Source organism: Dongia deserti, from assembly GCF_003574735.1.
Taxonomy (GTDB): domain Bacteria; phylum Pseudomonadota; class Alphaproteobacteria; order Dongiales; family Dongiaceae; genus Dongia_A; species Dongia_A deserti.
Window position 1 is genome coordinate 144,536 of record NZ_QORW01000007.1, and the last position, 18,358, is coordinate 162,893.

At 63.1% G+C, this 18,358-nt stretch carries 17 protein-coding genes; 5 read left to right on the forward strand and 12 right to left on the reverse strand.

Annotated elements, in window-relative coordinates:
- Positions 1-16: 16 nt before the first annotated feature.
- The 3 genes from DTX69_RS12740 to DTX69_RS12750 form a co-directional block, all read right to left on the reverse strand.
- Positions 17-463 carry a flagellar biosynthesis regulator FlaF gene (locus DTX69_RS12740; protein WP_119301924.1) on the reverse strand — a complete coding sequence of 149 codons (447 nt, stop codon included), beginning with the start codon at positions 461-463 and terminating at the stop codon, positions 17-19.
- Positions 464-509: 46 nt separating this feature from the next.
- Positions 510-866 carry a flagellar biosynthesis repressor FlbT gene (locus DTX69_RS12745; RefSeq protein ID WP_119301925.1) on the reverse strand — a complete coding sequence of 119 codons (357 nt, stop codon included), beginning with the start codon at positions 864-866 and terminating at the stop codon, positions 510-512.
- Between the two features lie 133 nt (positions 867-999).
- Positions 1,000-3,213, reverse strand: coding sequence for a flagellin N-terminal helical domain-containing protein (locus DTX69_RS12750; protein ID WP_119301926.1), 2,214 nt, complete (start codon positions 3,211-3,213; stop codon positions 1,000-1,002).
- A 348-nt stretch (positions 3,214-3,561) separates the two neighbouring features.
- Between DTX69_RS12750 and DTX69_RS12755 the strand changes: the two genes are divergently transcribed.
- Entirely contained in the window at positions 3,562-6,912 is a 3,351-nt protein-coding gene (locus DTX69_RS12755) for a tetratricopeptide repeat protein (protein ID WP_119301927.1), read from the forward strand.
- 19 nt (positions 6,913-6,931) lie between these two features.
- Positions 6,932-7,978 (forward strand): tetratricopeptide repeat protein, encoded by a 1,047-nt coding sequence (locus DTX69_RS12760; protein WP_119301928.1) that lies wholly within the window; start codon positions 6,932-6,934, stop codon positions 7,976-7,978.
- A 69-nt stretch (positions 7,979-8,047) separates the two neighbouring features.
- Here the strand turns inward: DTX69_RS12760 and DTX69_RS12765 are convergent, their stop codons facing one another.
- Positions 8,048-10,291 (reverse strand): flagellin N-terminal helical domain-containing protein, encoded by a 2,244-nt coding sequence (locus DTX69_RS12765; RefSeq protein ID WP_119301929.1) that lies wholly within the window; start codon positions 10,289-10,291, stop codon positions 8,048-8,050.
- A 346-nt stretch (positions 10,292-10,637) separates the two neighbouring features.
- Here DTX69_RS12765 and DTX69_RS12770 point away from each other — a divergent pair, with 346 nt between their 5' ends.
- Complete coding sequence (locus tag DTX69_RS12770; RefSeq protein ID WP_162917119.1) at positions 10,638-11,093, forward strand: hypothetical protein; 456 nt, start codon at positions 10,638-10,640, stop codon at positions 11,091-11,093.
- Between the two features lie 43 nt (positions 11,094-11,136).
- Here the strand turns inward: DTX69_RS12770 and DTX69_RS12775 are convergent, their stop codons facing one another.
- From DTX69_RS12775 to DTX69_RS12785, 3 genes are read right to left on the reverse strand one after another with little or no spacing between them, the layout of a single operon-like run.
- A complete protein-coding gene (locus tag DTX69_RS12775) occupies positions 11,137-11,574 on the reverse strand; it encodes a hypothetical protein (protein WP_119301931.1) in 438 nt (145 codons plus the stop codon).
- Positions 11,571-11,903, reverse strand: a complete 333-nt coding sequence (locus tag DTX69_RS12780; protein ID WP_119301932.1) for a rod-binding protein — start codon at positions 11,901-11,903, stop codon at positions 11,571-11,573. Before DTX69_RS12780 ends, DTX69_RS12775 begins: the two co-directional genes overlap by 4 nt.
- A complete protein-coding gene (locus DTX69_RS12785) occupies positions 11,903-13,042 on the reverse strand; it encodes a flagellar basal body P-ring protein FlgI (RefSeq protein ID WP_119301933.1) in 1,140 nt (379 codons plus the stop codon). The genes DTX69_RS12780 and DTX69_RS12785 overlap by 1 nt, the downstream gene beginning before the upstream one ends.
- Before the next feature lie 250 nt (positions 13,043-13,292).
- On the opposite strand from DTX69_RS12785, the gene DTX69_RS12790 reads away from it, so the two are divergent.
- A complete protein-coding gene (locus DTX69_RS12790; protein ID WP_119301934.1) occupies positions 13,293-13,718 on the forward strand; it encodes a flagellar assembly protein FliX in 426 nt (141 codons plus the stop codon).
- 170 nt (positions 13,719-13,888) lie between these two features.
- On the forward strand, positions 13,889-14,305 hold the full coding sequence (gene dksA / locus DTX69_RS12795) for an RNA polymerase-binding protein DksA (protein WP_119301935.1): 417 nt from the start codon (positions 13,889-13,891) through the stop codon (positions 14,303-14,305).
- 6 nt (positions 14,306-14,311) lie between these two features.
- Here dksA and DTX69_RS12800 read toward each other — a convergent pair whose 3' ends face one another.
- From DTX69_RS12800 to flgF, 5 genes are all read right to left on the reverse strand, one after another.
- Positions 14,312-14,896 carry a nucleotidyltransferase family protein gene (locus DTX69_RS12800; protein ID WP_284735730.1) on the reverse strand — a complete coding sequence of 195 codons (585 nt, stop codon included), beginning with the start codon at positions 14,894-14,896 and terminating at the stop codon, positions 14,312-14,314.
- 149 nt (positions 14,897-15,045) lie between these two features.
- Entirely contained in the window at positions 15,046-15,798 is a 753-nt protein-coding gene (gene flgH / locus DTX69_RS12805) for a flagellar basal body L-ring protein FlgH (protein ID WP_119301937.1), read from the reverse strand.
- Positions 15,799-15,809: 11 nt separating this feature from the next.
- Positions 15,810-16,796: a flagellar basal body P-ring formation chaperone FlgA gene (gene flgA, locus DTX69_RS12810; RefSeq protein ID WP_119301938.1), complete on the reverse strand. Its 987-nt coding sequence runs from the start codon at positions 16,794-16,796 to the stop codon at positions 15,810-15,812.
- 12 nt (positions 16,797-16,808) lie between these two features.
- On the reverse strand, positions 16,809-17,594 hold the full coding sequence (gene flgG / locus DTX69_RS12815; protein WP_119301939.1) for a flagellar basal-body rod protein FlgG: 786 nt from the start codon (positions 17,592-17,594) through the stop codon (positions 16,809-16,811).
- A 17-nt stretch (positions 17,595-17,611) separates the two neighbouring features.
- Positions 17,612-18,349: a flagellar basal-body rod protein FlgF gene (gene flgF, locus DTX69_RS12820; RefSeq protein WP_162917120.1), complete on the reverse strand. Its 738-nt coding sequence runs from the start codon at positions 18,347-18,349 to the stop codon at positions 17,612-17,614.
- Positions 18,350-18,358 lie beyond the last annotated feature (9 nt).

Sequence of the window (18,358 nt, forward strand, 5' to 3'; positions counted from 1 at the left end):
GCCCTTGCCCTCGAATCTATGCTGAAACCCGCATGACGGGTGTCGCCGTAGCTGCCCCCGGTGCTGGAGCAGCCGGGCGTGCTGCCGGCGCGTTTGCTGCTGGTTGGGCAGGTTTTGCCGACAGGCCTTCCGCGATCGCCCGGTTGATGTCCAGGATCGGACCGATCTTCGAACCGTCCAGGTCTGCCAGCCGCGCCATCGAGTGGCGGTCGATCATGACAGACAGCGCGAGCACGTTGTCGCGCACATCCTTGGGCAGGGGGCACTCAGGCTCGCTGAGGGCGGCCTGGAAAATCGACCACAAGCGCTGATTGAGGCGCAGCGCTTCCCGCAGGGCGTCGCCGTTGTCATTCATCTTGGCAGCCAAGGCCAGTCGGCGCGACGCCTCGCCCAAGGCCCAGGCCTCGGTACTGCGTGGATCGTCTCCACTCGGTCGGCTGACGTAGGCGTTCGGTGCTTTCATTCCATCCTCGCTTGCGTCCCTGGTCCCGGCCGGCGCCGTCCACGCGTCAGAACAGCTTCGCGGTCAGTTTCAGGGCGCGATAGTAATCCCGTTGACGCACAAACCGTGCCACTTCCTCCAGATCCTGGGCCCGATCGGATCGATCGGCCAGGCAATGGGCCAGCACGGTCTCGAATTTCGTGGAGGTTTCGGGTGTATCCTCCGGAAACAGATAGAGCAACTGGATCGCCAGATAGAGCTTCTTCTCGTTGGTGTCCGCCTGCTCTTCCTTCATGACCTCGCGGCCGCGCAGGAAGTTCGCCTTGTTGTAGAGATAGAAGGTTCCCGGTTCCTCGCCGCGGCCGATGACCGCGCCGTTGACGATGACCTTCTCCCCCGGGCGAAGCGAGAACTTGAGCGGCACTTGGACTTCCTCCCCCTAACGCCGATCTCGGACAGTACGGCCGATCTTCCACTTCGAACCTTCCGAGATCGTTTGGGAAGAAGCGGGCGGCGGCGGGTCGCGCCGCCGCCCGACTCTATCCGACCCTGACGGCTTAGAACAACCGCAGGATGGCCTGCTGCGCCTGGTTGGCCAGAGACAGCGAGATGGTGCCCAACTGCTGACGCGTTTGCAGCGTCAGGATGTTCGCACCCTCTTCGTTCTGGTCGGCCAGCGTCAGCTTGCCAGCGCCTTCCTTCAGCACGTCCGAGAATGCCGCCGTGAAATCGAGGCGGGTGAGGAGCGTGTTGGAGTTGGTGCTGAGCGACGAAGACGCGGACCGTAGTTTCAGCTTCGCCGCATCCAGCTGACGGATCGCATTGTCGATATCCGAGCGATCGTTCCAGTTGTTCTGGGCGAAGTCGAGCTGCAGGCCCTGGCCGTCCGTCTGGACGTTCTGGCTCACCACCGTGACCGTGCTGGTGTTGGTCTCGTTCAACTGCACAGTCAGGTTGTTGGCGTCGGAGCCGTCAACCAGCTGCTCAGTCTTCAAAGTGGCGCTCTCGCCAGCGTTGGTGCCACGCACGTCGAACGAAGCGCTCCGCTCGCCCGTGAACTCGCCACGGACCTTGTAGCTGAGCGTGCCGTCCAGCGCGCCAGACGCCGCCGAGGCGGCCGTGGTGAGCTGGAACGTCGCGCCGTCGTTCACGCCACCTGAGATGGTGAAGGTGACCGTGGTCGCCGAGGCGTCGCCGATATTAACGTTGGTCGCCGTGGCGGTACCGCCGACACCATCGGACAGCGAGATCGTCGCGGCGCCGGCCGAGCCCGAGAACGTGAAGCTGAGGTTCGACACGGTGTTTTTGGCAAAGCCAGCTGCCGCGCTGACACCGAAGTTGGCTGCGGTCAGACCGGTAGCCACTTCCGTGTTTCCGATCTCGGTCCCGCCCGCCGCCGCCGCCGTTGCCAGCAGCTTCAGCTCGGTGGTGTTCACGCCAATCGTATAAGTCGCGGCGCTGTTCGTTCCGGCACCCGTAAGGGCAAAGCTGCCAGCGCCCGCCGAGACCGCAACCGAGGCACCGCCGGCGGTCACACCGAAGTTTGCGAAGTTGTTGGTCGTGTAGTTGAACGAAGTGCCGGTGACCGAGAAGCTGAGCGTCTCGTCGACCGTGCCGCCGCTTGACAGAGTCACGGAGGTGAAGGCGGGGGCACCTGTGCCATAGGCAGAGCTGACCGCACTCGAATACTTCGAGGCGCCCAGGATCTGCCGCTCATCGAGCGTGATACGAGCCGTGCCGGAGTCGAACGCAAACGCGTTCTCGCCGTTCGAGACCTTGCCGGAGCCGAGCGCAGCCAGGCCGTCGCGCGTGACGGTCTCGCCGTTCTCGTTCTCGGCAATCACCTGCAGGTTGACGTTCTTCTCGATCACCGAGGTGCCGACGCCGGCGGTATCGGCGACGTCCTCGATGGCATCGAAGTCTACGTCAAAGCTGATGCGCGTTCCGCTGTTGAAGCTGGCGGAGAAGCGCAGCACGTTACCTGCCGCCTTTGCCGCGTTGAACTCGGCATTGGTGAAGGTCTGAGTGAAGGTCTGCGTGCCTTCGGTGACCGTGAAGGTCTTGTCCTTACCCTTACCGCCCGACAGCTTGATCGAGATGCTGTTGAGGTTGAAGTTGGACGTCGAAGCAAAGCCGGTAACCTCCACGTTGCTGATACCGCGGTCGCGCTCGGCGTTCGCGATATCGTTGGAGTTGCCGGTGATCGCGCCGTCACCCGTGACCGAGATGTCGTAGGTGTCGGCATCGACGACGTTGGTCGCACGTGCACCGCTGATGCCGGTGAGGGCATTGACAGCGCTCTTGCTGCTCGCGGTCGCGTCGATGCGGAGGCCCGATCCGACCAGGAGGTTCTTACCCTGGTAGCCAGCGTCCTGCGCCAGCTTGTCGATCTGCCGCAGCACGTTGTTGTACTGGCCAGCCAGACTGTTGCGCAGCTTGACCGAATTGGCATCGTTGCCCAACGAACCCAGAGCCTGGGTCGTCAGACCGCGCGCCTGTTCGACGAGGCTTTCGATTGCGGTGATGCCAGAGTCGCCCGCCTTGATGGTCGAAATCGCCTGACCGATCCCGTCCTTCAGGCCGTCAAGGTCGCCAGCGCGCTGGGTCAGACCCTTGGCAGCGAAGAAGGCCGCCGGGCCATCGAGGGCGGTGTTGATCTTGTTGCCGGTCGCGAGGCGAAGCTGAGTTTTTTCCAAGAGCGACGACGTCTGCTGCAACAGAAGCAAGTTGCTGCGGATGCCGCTGGTCAAGGGGATGGAGTTGTTAGCCATTACTGGTGCTCCTTTGGAGGCTAGCTAGCCGTGACGGCTTTGCGTGCACGGGCCGACGCAGATGCACCGGCAGAAGGTAGGTAGCAAGTTCCTTGCCAGCCGGCAGAAGCTGCCTATCTGTCGGAAATTCTTGCTTTTTTGCAGGCCTAGGACGATAGACTCCGGCAAGACTTGCCCTTCGACCGGCAAATTTTGCCGCACTAAGGCCTAGCGGTCGGAAAAAATTTCCCTGGTATTTCAATGGATTAGCATTCACCATTCATTAACCATCCCGGCCCTACGATCAGCTCGATCGAGCGGGACGGCTGACCGTTATTCGCAATTTGAGCAGCACTTTAGTGAGATGACATGGCGACCGGCGCACTCTCGACCCCACTGCGTCGCACGCCGGCACAGGGTGCCACGAACCCCGTGGATCAACCGCGCGTGATATCAGCGGAGGATGCAGCCAGGATCAGCGCGCTCCTGCAAACCGCAAGTCGCGCCCATCATGCACGTAACGTCGACCGCCTGAAGGCGATACTCGAGGAAATACTCGAGATCGACCCCAACCACGCGCAAGCAACCTACAATTTGGGAATTCTGCACCGGGACCGGGACGAGATCTTTCAGGCCGAGGTCTACCTTCGCCGCGCGATCAGACTGGACCCAAAGTTGATCGATGCCTATCAGGCCCTGGCGGATCTCCTGTTCAGCGTCAAGCATTCGCTCCCGGCCGCCCAGCTCTATGAGGAGGCGCTCGAACGGGCGCCCAACCGGCTGCCGCTTCTGCAGAACCTCGCAAAGACGCGCATGATCCTCAAGGACGCGCCGGAAGCCGAGCGTTGGGCACGGCGCATTCTGTCGATCGACGACAAATCCGAAGAAGCCTGGGAGATACTCGCCTGGGCGCTGCTGTTCCGGGGAAGCGACCCGCTCGACGCGCTTCATGCGGCAGAGCAGGCCGTTCGCTTCGCGTCGGGCTTGCCACGTGCCGCTGCCGCGAAGGAGCAGGCATTGCGCAGATGCGGCCGCGTAGCGGAGGCAGATCAAGCCTGGTCTGCGATGTTGGCCGATGCCGCGGGGAGCTGGGATACAGCACGCGCTCTAATGGAAGGATATTATTGGCTCGATCAGCTCGATCGTTCTCGCGCGGTCTCGACGGCGTTCGTCGAGGCGAATCCTGACGGTGCCGAGGGGCTGAAGGATCTGGCGTCATTGATGATGGCGGATGGAGATTTCGAGCCGGCGCAGGAGCTGCTGGTCCGCGCATCGAAGCTGGCGCCGGACGACCGTGGTATCCGCATGGTGCGGGGCCTGAACGCGTTTCGGCTTGAGGACTACGAGGAGGGGCTCGAGCTCTATGATGCGCGCTGGTATCGCAGCGTTCACGACAGGCCATGGGATATTCCTGTCCCCGAATGGGATGGGCGCCCGATGGAAGGGCGCCTGATCGTCTATTGCGAGCAGGGCATCGGCGACTACGCGATGTTCGCCCTGATGTTCTCGGAGCTGCGGAAACACGCAAGCTCGGTCACGATCGAGGTCAATGCCCGCATGGCCAGCCTGTTCCGGCGCAGCTTCCCCGACATGCCGGTGATCGATCGCAGCGCGCTGCCGGCGAACTGGGACCCGGCCCAGTACCAAGCCAAGGTCGCGATGGGCGATTTGTTCCGGCAGCTGGGCGCCGATATGGAAAACCTGCCCAATCGACGCGGTTTTCTCATTCCAGAACCGGCGCTGGCGCAGAAATTGCGGCATAGCTACCAAGCGATGTTTCCCGGCAAGCGGCTGATCGGGATTTCGTGGCGCAGCGGCAATCGTGACAGCGCGACCGTACGCTCAATCGACCTCAATCTGTGGCGGCCGATCCTGGAAACGCCAGATTGCGCCTTCATCTCGCTGCAGTACGGCAACGTCGGCCGGGACCTCGAAGCTCTCAGGGCAGAGACCGGCCACGAGGTCTATTGGGATCGGGAAGTCGACCCGATGCAGTTCCTGGATCCATTCACCGCGCAGATCGCGGCGATGGACCTGGTGATATCGGTCGACAACAGCACCGTCCATTTCGCTGGCGCCATTGGCAAGCCGTGCTGGGTGTTGCTGCCGCTCAACTCCGACTGGCGTTGGCTGGTCGGTCGTACCAAATCTCTCTGGTACGAAAGCCTGGATCTCATCCGGCAACAGCGTTCTGAAGGTTGGGAGCAGGTGATTGCCACTGTTGCTGAGCGCCTGCGTGCCATCGGCACCGACCCGCTGGTCGACGCCCAGGCCGAACTGTGCCTGCGATGTGGCGAGGAATTGTTGCGTCGCGAAGCGATGGAGCCGGCAGAAGAGTACTTCCGCTGGCTGCTGGAAACCGGCCGTCACAAGGCGGCAGCCTTTCATGGCATAGGCAAGGCTGCGCAAAGCGCACGACATTACCAGGATGCCGCGGCGATCCTTGGTCGCGCGGCAGAGCTGGCGCCGGAGCACATCGACTACAAGGCAGACTGGGCACTTGCCTTGTTTCAGGCGGGGTATCGCGATTCCGGTGAGCGCTTGGCGCGCGAGTTGACGCGCCAGAGCAATGATCCGACGGCGCTGACCGCGATGGGAGAGATTCTTGCTGCCAAGGGCCTGCCGGATCAGGCAACTGACTACTTCGCACGCATCCTGCGCTCGGATCCTACCCACACGGTGGCGCGGGCGATTCTCGCTGGACTACAGCGGGCGCAGGGTGAGGATGATCTGGCGCACGCTAATTTCGCACGCCTGGTGCAACAAGCCCCCGACCTGCCGGGCCCGCGCACCGCACTTTCGGAACTCGACCTGCGGTGCGGCCGCGATGAGGCGGCTTGGTCGAACTTCGCTTGGCGCTTCGGCGCCGCGCCCGAAGAGCTGCCGCGCCATTTGGCTATGATCGCTCCGCACGACCGGCCAAAATCGTTACTTGCCGGCAAGATCCGGCGCCGACGCCTGTTTCTGCGCGCCGAGCGTAATGCGATGGAGCAATTGCTGTTTGCACCCTGGCTCTCGGACGCGCTCGAGGATTCGCGCAGTGTGCGAGCGGAGTGCGACACTGCCGTCCTGCCGCTATTGGGTGCGGCCTTCCCAGACATCCGCTTCGCGGGCGCAGGGACTCTGACTCCTGCCACCCTGATCGAGGATCGGACCCAGGTCTCCGCCAGCCTCGCGGATCTTGTCGCTTCCTATCCCAAGAGTTTGGCCGGTGGCTGGTTGGCGCTCGATGGGGGCAAAGGGCGCTCCACTTTGCTGGCAGGCGGGACCGAGAACCGGACTGTCGCCCTGGCATGGCAACCGACGGACTCCCTCGTGAGCGACCTTGAAGCTTTTGCACCGCTCTTTGATGTCCCCGGTGTATCGTGGTTGGCACTGCCGGTGGGCGCCATCAGGCCGCCGCTCGCTCAGTTCTTGTCGACGCCTGGTTGCCCTCTGAGTTTTGAATCGACCTGGGTTCAGAACGGGCTAGAATCGATTGCAGAATTGATTGCCGCTGTTGATCTCGTTGTTTCAAACGAAGACGTGGCGGCAACTTTGGCAGGCGCCCTTGGCAAGCCGGTATGGAAGATCGCCGGCCCCGATGCCCATTGGTCCTGGAGTGCCGAGAGCACGACCAGCAAGTGGCATCCGACCGCGCGCGTCCTACGCGCAACACAAGGGGCCGAGCAGGTGATCGCTAGCCTGCGCACCGACCTTGAGCAATTCACCGGCGAATGACCGGGGCAGGAGACTTCGAATGAACCGTAAGCAGCGCCGCGCAGCCGAGAAGATGGCCAAGACAAAGCCCAAGAGCGGCACCCCCTTTTCAGCTGCAGACAACGTCGTCAGCAAGGCGATCGCCGCTGCGCAGGCCGGCGCATTGGCCGAGGCTGAGGTAGCCGTCAATGAAGTATTGACGCGCTTTCCCGATCACACCGAGGCGCTGCACCAGAAAGGCATGCTGCTGGCGCGTACGAACCGCATTGAAGAGGGCATCCTGCTGCTGCAGCGTGCGACTGCCCAGAAGCCGCGCGAAGCGCTCTATTGGAACAACCTGGCAGCGGCGTACCTGATGATCGAACGATCACAAGAGGCGCTCGAGGCCGCGCGCAAGGCCGTCGAACTCGATCCCAAGTATGCGATGGGCTGGCAAAATCTCGCGATGGCCGCGACCGACCTCAGTCAGCACCCGCTAGCGGCCGAGGCGCTGGAGAGGGCATCGGTGCTGATGCCAAACAACGCTGACATCTGTACCCAGCTGGGCATTGCACACCTGGAACTGGGTGACGGCGCCCGCGCCGAAACGGCATTCACCAAAGCGATCACGCTCACTCCCGGGAACGCCGAGTGTCTCAGCAATCTGGGTGGCCTGCTGGTCAAGCAGGGAAGGACCAGCGAGGCGCTGCCGCACCTGACCAAGGCTGTCGAGATCGATCCCGATCGCTTCACCGCCGCGTTGCATTACGGTGTGGCTCTGTCACTCGCCGGAGATCTGGCGAAAGGACTGCGCTGGCTGCGCCGTGCCACCTCGATCCAGCCGCGCTCGGATTCGGCGTGGGGTGCCTTGGCGGATGCCGCGATCATGGCTGGCGAAAAGGTCGAGGCACTCGACGCTGCGCGGCGCGCCGCGGAGTTCGCTCCGGCTGAGCCCGGCCACCAGGCGCGTTTGAAGAAGCTGGAGCAGTCCGAGACTGGCGCTGGATTGGTCGAACTGGATTTCGGCGGCCTACTGCATGCACCTGAAGCCAAGCCGGCCGAGCATGCGGACGTGTCGCACTCCCTGGACAAGATCTTCATCGGCTGACGCCACCACGAATCAAAACCGCCCGAAGCTTCGCGGCTCCGGGCGGTTTTTCGTTCGCGGCGAGGGTGCCTAGAACAACCGCAGGATCGCCTGCTGCGCTTGGTTGGCTAGGCTAAGGCTGATCGTGCCCAATTGCTGGCGCGTCTGCAGTTGCAGCAGGTTGGCGCCTTCCTCGTTCTGGTCGGCCTGCACCAGCTTATTGGCGCCTTCCGCCAGGACGTTGATGAACTCGTTCGTATAGTTCAATCGTGTCGTAATGATATCGAGATTGTTGCTCAGCGACGAGGCCGCCGCGCGCAGGCGGAGCTTGGCCGCCTCGACCGACTTCGCCGCGAAGTCGATATCGGCTCGGTCACGCCACTGGTTCTGCGCGAAGTCGACTGCCAGGCCCTGACCGTCGGTCTGCACGTTCTGGCTCACGACCGTCACCTGGCTAGTGTTGGTCTCGTTCAGCTGAACGGTCAGGTTGTTGCTGTCGTTGCCGTCGGTGACCTGGACCGTGTTGAGGGTTGAGGTCTGGCCGGTATTGGCGGCGCGGACGTCGAACAAGGCCTGATCGGGCGCCGTAAAGTCGCCGATCGCGTTGTATTTGAGCGTGCTCTCGGCGTTGGCGACCAAGTTGCCGCTGGTCAGGGTCAGCTGCAGCGTGGCGCCGTTGTTGACGCCGCCCTTGACCGTGAAGTTCAGCACCTGGCTGCCGAGTGTGCCGGTCACCGTCGCAGTGCCGCCATAGCCGTCACTCAACGTGAAGGTCGATGCCGATCCGGTGGTGGAGACATTGAAGGTCAGCGTGTGAGCGAGGTTGTGGGCGAGACCCGAAAGACCTGTCAATGCCACACCGCTGCCTGGTAGAGCTGCTCCGAGCGCCTGCTCCGTCGCATTGGCTTCGGAGACAGTCGAGGCCGCCGCCCGGACAATGCCCTGGAAGCCCGCCGTCTGCAGATTGAGGGTCACGTTCTGACCGGCGTCCGCGGCCGCCGAGAAGGTGTAGCTGCCGCTCGCGCTCACTGTCGTGGTAACGCCGCCGTTCGGGCCGGCCAACGTCGCCGTGTAGCTCGCGAAGGTGCCGGTGACGAAGTTGAAATCAGCCGCAGTCGCGGACGCGGTCAGCGAGTAGGTGAAGTCGTTGGCGATGCCGGTCGAGGTCAGGCCGGTGGGAATGGTCGGTGTGCCGACGATCGCGCTGGCGGCCCGTCCATACGAGGTGCCGACGGTTGCGGTGTAGGCGGAGGCCTGCAGGATGGTGCGCTCGTCGATCGTCATGCGCGGCGTGCCGGAATCAAACGCCCAGGCGTTCTCGCCGTTCGCCAGCTTCTGCTGGCCCGACTGGTTCAGCGCACTGCGCTCGATCCGCTGGCCGACGCCGTTCAGGTTAGTCGTGGCGACCGAGATGTTGACGTTCTTCTCGATCACGGACGTGCCGACGCCGGCAGTATCCGGAACGTCGTCGATCGTGTCGAAGTCGATGTTGAAGTTGATGTGCGTTCCGCTGGCGAACTGGTGATCGAAGTTGAGCAGGCGACCGGTGGCCTTTGCATCCGCCCATTGCTTGAGCGTGAAGGTCTTGGTGACGGACACGCCGCCTTCGGTGACGGTGAAGACCTTGTCCTTGCCCTTGCCGCCCGAATACTTGATGACGACCGGGTCGAAATTGCCCAGGGTCTTGCTGGCAAAGCCGCCGATGGTCAGGTTCTGGATGCCGCGATCGCGCTCGGCATTGGCGATGTCGCTGGCATCGGCGCTGATGGCGCCGTCGCCGGTGATGTCGACGACGTAGTTGTCCGCAGACACCACATTGGTGACGCGCGTGTTGCTGACGCCGGTGATGGCGTTGGTCGCGCTCTTTGAAGACGAGGTCGCGTCGAGCCTGAGGCCGCTGCCGAGTAGGAGGTTCTTGCCCTGATAGGCCGCGTCGCCCGCCAGCTTATCGATCTGCCGCAGCAGGTTGTTGAACTGCTCCGACAGCGACTTGCGCAGACTGACCGAGGCCTGATCCTTGCCGAGGCTGCCGTAGGCCGAGGTGATAAGGCCCTGTGCCTGGTCGAGCATCTGTTCGATCGCCGTCACGCCCGTGTCCGCGGCTTTGATCGTGCTGATGCTCTGGCCGATCGAGTCCTTGAGCTGCGAAAGATCGTCCGCGCGGCGGTTGAGGCCCTTGGCGGCAAAGAAGGCAACGGCGCCATCGATGGCGGAGTTGATCTTGTTGCCGGTCGCGAGCCGCTGCTGCGTGCGGTCGATCTTCTCGGATGTGACCTGCAGCAACAGCAGGTTGTTGCGGATGCCCGCAGTCAATTGAATGTCGTTTGTCGGCATCAGGGTTCTCCTTCATCTCGTGCCAACTTCGGTCGCACTTTGGCGCCCGAATCCGGTCCGCACAGGCGGTGTCGAAGCCCATGAAGCAACCCGCGTGCCAAGCTCTAAGTGGCGGAAAATACAGAGGAAAAGTTGGTTAATGGCGGTTTGAGGCAAGTATCGACCGGCAAGGAAAGGCCGGAAAGGCAGGAAAATTCGTTCCATTGCCCGGCGCGGAGTAACGGACCTGGCTCCGGGGGTATTAAGGCTTTGTTAATGGATCAGGGGAAGAATCGTCTATACTGCTGTTTCGTGTAGGCGGCCCGAACTCTCGGTCCGGCAGCAAGAGAAAGGAGCAGCGGGCCAAATGTTACGCCCGGTCACGACATCCAGTGCATCGGCCAGCGCTGCACCGGTCGCGGTGCATGCGAGCGCTGCTGCGAACCTTTCGACGAACCGGTCCGGCGCGACCACCGTCGGCGTGACTCAATCCGCACAAAGTCAGACCGGCAACGCGGAGCAGATGTTCCGCTATAATAGCTTCGAATTTGTTTACAGGCAGGATATTGGCCGCATCGTTCTGATCGGCCAGAGCCCGGAGACGGGCGAACGCGTCATCCAGGTTCCGTCGGAGCAGGCGCTGCGCGCCTATGAACGCACCGCCCGCGTCGAGCGCCAGGCGCGGATCCAGGAAGGCCAAGCGCCCGCCAAGCCGACCACTCCAACCCCGATTCCGACGCCCGCGCCCGACCTTGCGACCGCGTTGGTGGCAGCGGTCGGCGGTGCGAACAATGGCAGCGGCGTGATCAGCGTTTCGGCCTAGCAGCAATGTCCGCGCAATGATGTCGGGCCCACACGGGCCTTTTTCATGCGCGCTGCTGAACCGCTGCCGGACCGATTGCCGGCTGGCGGCGCCCTCGCCGCAGCGCGCCGCGCTGATTATAGCCAGTCACCTGCAGGCGGGGTTCCTCCAATGCTTGCACGACCGCGCGCATGACGCGCTCGTTGACGTCACGCATGGCGCGCAGCGCGCGCAGATTGTCCTGCAGCGTGGCGTGGAAACGCTCGGTCGCCTCCATGAGTTCGTTCTTCAAGACATCCGTCACGGCGTCGGCCGCGACGTCCGGCTCCTTCAGGGCCAGTACGAAAGCACGATAGGCGTCCGACAGGGTGGACTTGTCTTGCTGAAGCTGCCGCAGCTCCTGTGGCTTCATGGCGCGCAAGAGCTCAACCTCGCGCTCCATGCAGGCGATCAGCCGCGAGGTGATCGCCAGCAGATCGGCCATGCGGGAGGATTTGTTCATCTTGGAACTTCCTGAAGTTGCAGCAGCTGCTTTTGCACCATGTCGGAAACGCCGATTCCACCGGCCTTTGCGACCTGCTTGCCATACTCCTGCAGCAGGAAGGACCGGAAGATGCCCTCGGCCTCTCCACCACCGAACAGGGGATCACTGGAGAGGTCAGCAAACATGTCCTCGAAGGCATGCGTGACGAAGAAGGCCTCGAAATCCTGCGCCGTCTCCATGATCTTGGCCTGATCCCTGGCATCGATGGGCGGCGCTGCATTCTGGCGCAGCATACCGGAGCGGTCGAACGCGGTGGCGGGGACGGAGGTGGCGGCCGTAACAGTCATCACTGCACCATGAGGTCGGCTTGCAGAGCGCCTGCGGTCTTGATGGTCTGCAGGATGGAGATCATGTCCCGTGGGCTAACGCCGAGCGAATTGAGGCCGGTGACCAGCTCCTCCAGAGTCACGCCGGGATCCAGCACCGCCAGCTTGCGGTCGGCGTCTTCCTGCACCTCCACGTTGGTGCGCGGGACGACCACCGTGACGCCGGTGTTGGAGAACGGATTGGGCTGTGATACCTGCGGCGTCTCCGTGACGCGGATCGTGAGATTGCCCTGAGCCACCGCGATCTTGCTGATTCGCACGTTCTCGCCCATCACGATGACGCCGGTGGTCTCGTCGATCACCACGCGCGCCGGCAGGTCGGGATTGATCGGCAGCGATTCGATCTTGGTCAGCAGGGCCGCCGGGTCCCCGCCGCCGGCCGACACGTTCAGCATCACGGTGCCGGAATCCCTCGGGTAGGCGACATCGCGGCCGATCTGGGCGTTGACAGCATCGGCGATGCGCTGGGCGGTGGTGAAGTCGGGGTTGCGAAGCGCGATATTGACCGTTTGGAGGGATGCCAGATCGAACGGCACTTCGCGTTCGACGATCGCACCGCGGGCGATGCGGCCGCTGGTCGGCACGCCGCGCAGCACCGATTCGGCCGCGCCCGCTGCCGAGAAGCCGCCGATCGTCACCTGGCCCTGGGCGACGGCATAGACCTCGCCATCGGCGCCCACCATCGGCGTCACAAGCAGGGTGCCGCCCTGGAGGCTGCTGGCATCGCCCAGTGCGGAGATGGTCACGTCGATCTCTGAACCTTGGCGCGCGAAGGGGGGGAGGCTGGCCGTCACCATCACCGCCGCGACGTTGTCCGTCTCCAGGTCGTCGTCGCGCGCGTTGACGCCTAACCGCTCCAACATGCCGATCAGGCTTTCACGGGTGAAGATCGCGGATTCCAGGTCGTCGCCGGTTCCGTTGAGGCCGACCACGATGCCGTAGCCGACCAGCTGGTTCTCCCGAACGCCCTCGAAATCGGCGATGTCCTTGATGCGCGACGTGGCCGCAGCCGGTGCGATCATCCCGGTCCAGGCCACCGCGGCGACCAACGCCAGGCGCCCACACATCCGCAAGAGTCGCGTGATCGAATGCTGTAACATGATCTTCCTTCGGCACGTCTTATGGCAATTCTTTGCGTGACCTGACGCAACTCTCGTGCCAGAGAAAACCGCCCTTGCAAGGCATTGATTCTAAATCATATGCACGAACGAACGACGATCGCCGTCCGGCAGGAATTTCCCAGGGCGGCAATCCCCGAACGGCCACGTTAATTCCTTATTAGCGATACCGCGCCATTGTTGGCCCAGTGAGTACGGGCGCTCTGAATCCCGGAAGATTCGCCGCGCATAAATGAAGATCGACCCAACACAAATTCGACCAACAGCGACCCGCCGAGTCGGCACCGCACAACCCACCAGCAGCAGCGGCTTTGCAGCCGCGTTGCATGAGGAGAGCGCTGCCGCAGGCGGCAATGGCGCTGTCGGCGGCTCCGTCGGCCTGTCCGGCGTCTCTGCTGTCCTGGCCCTTCAGGGCGCTCCCGATTCGACCGAGCGCCGGGCGCGCCAGCGGGCCATTCAGCGCGGCGACGCCATGCTTGATGACCTGGAACAAATCCGCCTTGGCCTGCTTTTGGGGTCTATCCCGCGAGCACGGCTGGAGCAGCTGGCGCAGCTTGTCCGCGCACGACGAGAGCAGGTAGACGATCCTAGGTTGATCGCGATTCTCGATGAAATCGAGCTGAGGGCGGCCGTGGAACTTGCCAAGCTGACCGGGTAGGGCGGCCTATGCCTTTCGATTTGTCTAATGATTACAACCGCATGAAGGCTGAATTCCGCACTTGCGGCGGGAAGGCAAATTCCTATACTCCCCGGCAATCTCGCGACGGGCTGTGACCGAAGGGAGACGGCATGACGCGAGTATTGGAAAAGAACAGCTCTGAGACACGTATGAAACCGTTGCTGTCGCCTGACTACCGCCCGCATGACAAAGAAGATTTCATGAACCCAATGCAGCAAGAGTATTTCCGCCAGAAACTGCTGGCGTGGAAACAGGAGCTGTTGAGGGAATCGGGAGAAACGCTTAACCACCTGCAGGAAGAAAGCCTCTCCGAGCCCGACGTGACCGATCGGGCCACCCTTGAAACCGATCGCGCGCTGGAACTGCGCACGCGTGATCGCGAGCGCAAGCTGATCAGCAAGATCGACGAAGCCTTGCGCCGGATCGAGGAGGGGACGTACGGCTTCTGCGAGGAGACCGGCGAGCCGATCAGCCTGAAGCGGTTGGAGGCCAGGCCGATCGCCACGCTGTCGCTGGAAGCGCAGGAGCGGCACGAACGCATGGAGCGCACCCACCGCGACGATTGATCCTCGTCAATCGTCTTCGATTCTAAGAAACGGCCAGCGCGCCCGATAGCTCTCCGCTTTCTCGCGAAAGCGGAGAAGGCTGGGCGCTTTGACGTTCGGCCGTACGATTCCTTGCTCCAACTCGTCCAGCCCATACGGCGCATAGAGCTTCAGGCTGCCGTCGCCCCGCGGCGAAAGGCCGACGCAGGTGCAGCGCGCCAGGAACCGGCCGATGCCGTCCTCGGCACTGGTGAGCGCGGGATAGGGGGCGCCGAAGCGCTGCGGATACCACAGGTGTACCCGCGCCTGGTTCCGGATCTCGACCAGTGCATCGAGGTCCGCGAACAGGGTACGCCCACGCTGGATCACCGCGTCCTCCGCCTCCCACGACAGGCCCGCATCGTCGAAATAGAAGATGTCGTAGTCCTTGATGTCGCTCTGCGGTGACCGACCGGCGCGCTCGTTCCACACCGCCTGATAGACGCACCCCGCCACCAGCCACGCTTGCGGGACGCCGAGTAGCGGTAAACGCTGCAGGATCGCGCGGTTGATCGGATTGCGCAGGGCAGTGCCGACGAGGTCCATGCGGTGCAGATTACGATGGCCGTGCACTTCTTTCTATCGTCATGGTCCGACCATGACGGAGAAAGCAGTGAGACGCATCGCGGCATGCAAAAAATACCCCGCTGCTTGCGCAGCGGGGTTTCAGTTGCCGTCAGGAACTGGTGACGCGGCTTGGCGTCTGTGTTGGGCGCGCTTTTTTAGAAGGGGAACAGGATATCGAAGACCTGCTGGCCGTAGCGCGGCTGCTGCACGTCGCTGATCGTGCCAGCGCCGCCGTAGCTGATGCGCGCTTCGGCGATCTTGTCGTACGGCACCTCGTTCAGGGACGTGATGTCCTCAGGCCGGATGATGCCCTTCACCTGCAGGTCGCGCAGCTCGTAGTTCACGCGCACCTGCTGGCTGCCCTGGATGACGAAGTTACCGTTCGGCAGCACCTGCGTGATGATCGCAGCCATGCGCAAATCGATCTCTTCCTCACGCTGGGTCGATCCGGTGCCGGTGCTGGAGCTGTCGCTGTCGGCATTCACGAGATTGGTCGGGAGGGCATCGCCGTCGAAGATATTGTTGATGCGGCTCTCATATCCCAGCAAGTTGTCGAGGCCGGCGCTCTCGCCGGCGGTGCGGGCGCGTGAGGTGGAGTTGTCGAGCTCCGCCTCGTCATCGATCTCAATCACGACCGTCAAGATGTCGCCGACGCGACCGGCGCGCTGATCCTTGAAGAAGGCGCGGGAGCCTTGGCGCCACAGGGAGGCCGGCTGGCGCACGTCGCTCACGGGGTCGGGCATCGGCAGGCTGACCGGCTGGTAAAGCTCCGACGCATTTGGGTTCTCGATCGGCGACAGGGGCGGCCGGTCGCCCACGCGCGAGATGCGCTCCAGCGTGTTGCCGCAGCCGATGACCGTGAGCGACAGGCCGATGGTGACGACAAGCTGCAGATGTTTCCTGATCATGGGGGAACTCCCTAATTGATCGCCGCGACATTGAAGCCGATGGCGACGGTGCCGGCATCGATCACCGTGCCGGACAATTGGCGATTGCTGTTGACGTTGATGACGCGGATGCTCTGCCCGAGCGCCGCGTCCTGCATCGCCTTGCCCTGCACGCTCAAGGTCATCTGGCCGGTCTTCACGACTAGGCGGATCAGATCGTTCTTGCGAATGACCGGCGAAACCGCGACGTCGCTCTGGCGCAGGATCTGGCCCGCTTTCAGCGGCCGCTTGGCCATGCGGCCGATCAGCTGCTCAGCATCGGTCAGGCTGTTGCCGCTGAGGCGTGTCAGATGCACTGCCTGCCATTCCAGATCCTCAGCCACGATCGTCTCGCCGGCACTGATCAAGCGCTTCGGCACCGGGATCTGCGCCATCTCATAAACCGTTCCGAACACGTTGCGCTGGATGATCGGCGGGCCATCCGCCGGTGCCACCAGGATCGCCGCGAAGCGGTTGGAATTGGGATCGAAATTGATCGCGCTGACGGCGACGGAGTTCTCGACGTCGGTCGGCAGGTCGAGCTCAAGATCGCCGCCGTCCAGCACGATATCGAGGTCGCTGGAAGAGCCGATCCGCTCCTGGACCGCGACCGCGACGGCGTCGCGCACCATCGGCGCGGTGACACGCTGGCTCACGCGGCCGATCGTGATCTTCTGGTATTTCGAGCTCGGTTTCCAATTGAGGCGGTAGGCACGCGCAACCTGCTGCAGGAAGCGTGCATCGAGGCTCAGCGTCTGGCCGACTTTCGGCGCCTGTGCCACCGCGACGTCGCCGTCGCTGAGCGATTCCTGGAACAGATCGCCGAGCCGCACCACGTCGCCATCGACCATGATGCGCTCGCGCAGGGTGAGCGCGTTGGAATATTCCGCCGAGACCTCCTCGGCCCACGCGGCTTGAAGCGGTTGCCAGAGGCAGAGGCCGGCGAACAAAGCGATCGCGAGCGGGCGGGTACAAAGCATGGCGAGCCCTCCTTACCGGATCTGCGACATCGTCCCCATCATGTCGTCCGACGCCTGGATCACTTTGGAGTTGATCTCATAGGTGCGCTGGGCGGTGATGAGGTCGGTGATCTCCGACACGATGTTGACGTTGGAGGTCTCGAGGAAGTTCTGCTGCAACGAGCCGAAGCCGGTGGAGCCGGGATTGCCGGTGATGGGCGAACCGGAGGCCTCCGTCTCCGTCAACAGATTGTCGCCGATCGCGTCAAGGCCCGCTTCATTGACGAAGTTCGCGAGCTGGAATTGGCCGAGCAGTTGCGGCGCCGTCTGCCCGGCGATGGTCGCCTCGACCTGGCCGCTGGCATTGATAGTAAGGGAGACGGTGTTGTTGGGCACCGTGATGCCGGGGTCCACCGTGTAGCCGTCCGCCGTTACGATCGTGCCGTCGTCGGACAGTTTGAACGAGCCGTCGCGGGTATAGGCAGTAGTGCCATCCGGCAGCTCGACCTGGAAGAAGCCGCGGCCCTTGATCGCCACGTCCAGCGGATTATCGGTCAGCTGCAGGTTGCCCTGCTCGTGCACGCGATAGATCGCGACCGGCTTGACGCCGACGCCGATCTGCACGCCCGCGGGCACGATGGTGCCGCTGTCGGAGGACTGCGTGCCGACGCGGCGCATATCCTGATAGAGCAGGTCGGCGAATTCGGCGCGGCGGCGCTTGTAGCCAGTGGTGGTGGCGTTCGCGATGTTGTTCGAGATTACCTCGACATTCATCTGCTGGGCGAGCATGCCGGTGGCGGCGGTGGTGAGGGAGCGCATGGTCGTGTCTCCTTCCCTTAGGTGTTGGATGTGATGCTGCTGATGGCGCGGCGTTGACGCTCGTGCTCGGCGTCCATGAAGCGCTGCACGGCCTGATAGTTCCGCGTCACTTCGATCATGTTTGTCATTTCGACGATCGCATTGACGTTGGAATCCTCCAGCATTCGCTGCGCTACCTTGCCGGTCGCCGCGGTCGGCGCCTGGGTGCCCGCATCGAACAAGGTGTCCTCGGTCGGCGTCAGGGCGTTGCGGTCGGCGAAGTCGACGACATCGAGCTTGCCGACGACCTGCAGCAGCTGGCCGTTGCGAGCGAGATCGGTGGAGATGCTGCCATCCTCGGCAACATTGATCGGGCCGTCATCGGGATCGAGGCTGATGGAGCTGCCGCCGGCGAGCACGGGATAGCCGTGGCTGGTCACCAGGATTCCGTCGCTGTTGAGCTGGAACCGGCCAAGCCGTGTATAGCGCACGCCCTCGGGCGTCTGAACGGCGAAGAAACCGTTGCCCTGAATGGCAAGGTCCAGATCGTTGCCGGTCGGCCGGAGGGTTCCGGGAGAAAAGTCGCGCGCCGTGGCGAAGTCCTGCACGTAAGACAGCTCCGTCGTCGGGTCGGATGGCAGCTCCACCTCCGACATCAGGAGCATCTCGGCCTTGAACCCCGCGGTGTTGGCGTTGGCGATGTTGTTCGCCACCACGTCCATCTGATGGCGCAGGGTCATTTGTCGCGATAACGCGATGTAGATCGGTGTTTCCATGACAGCGTC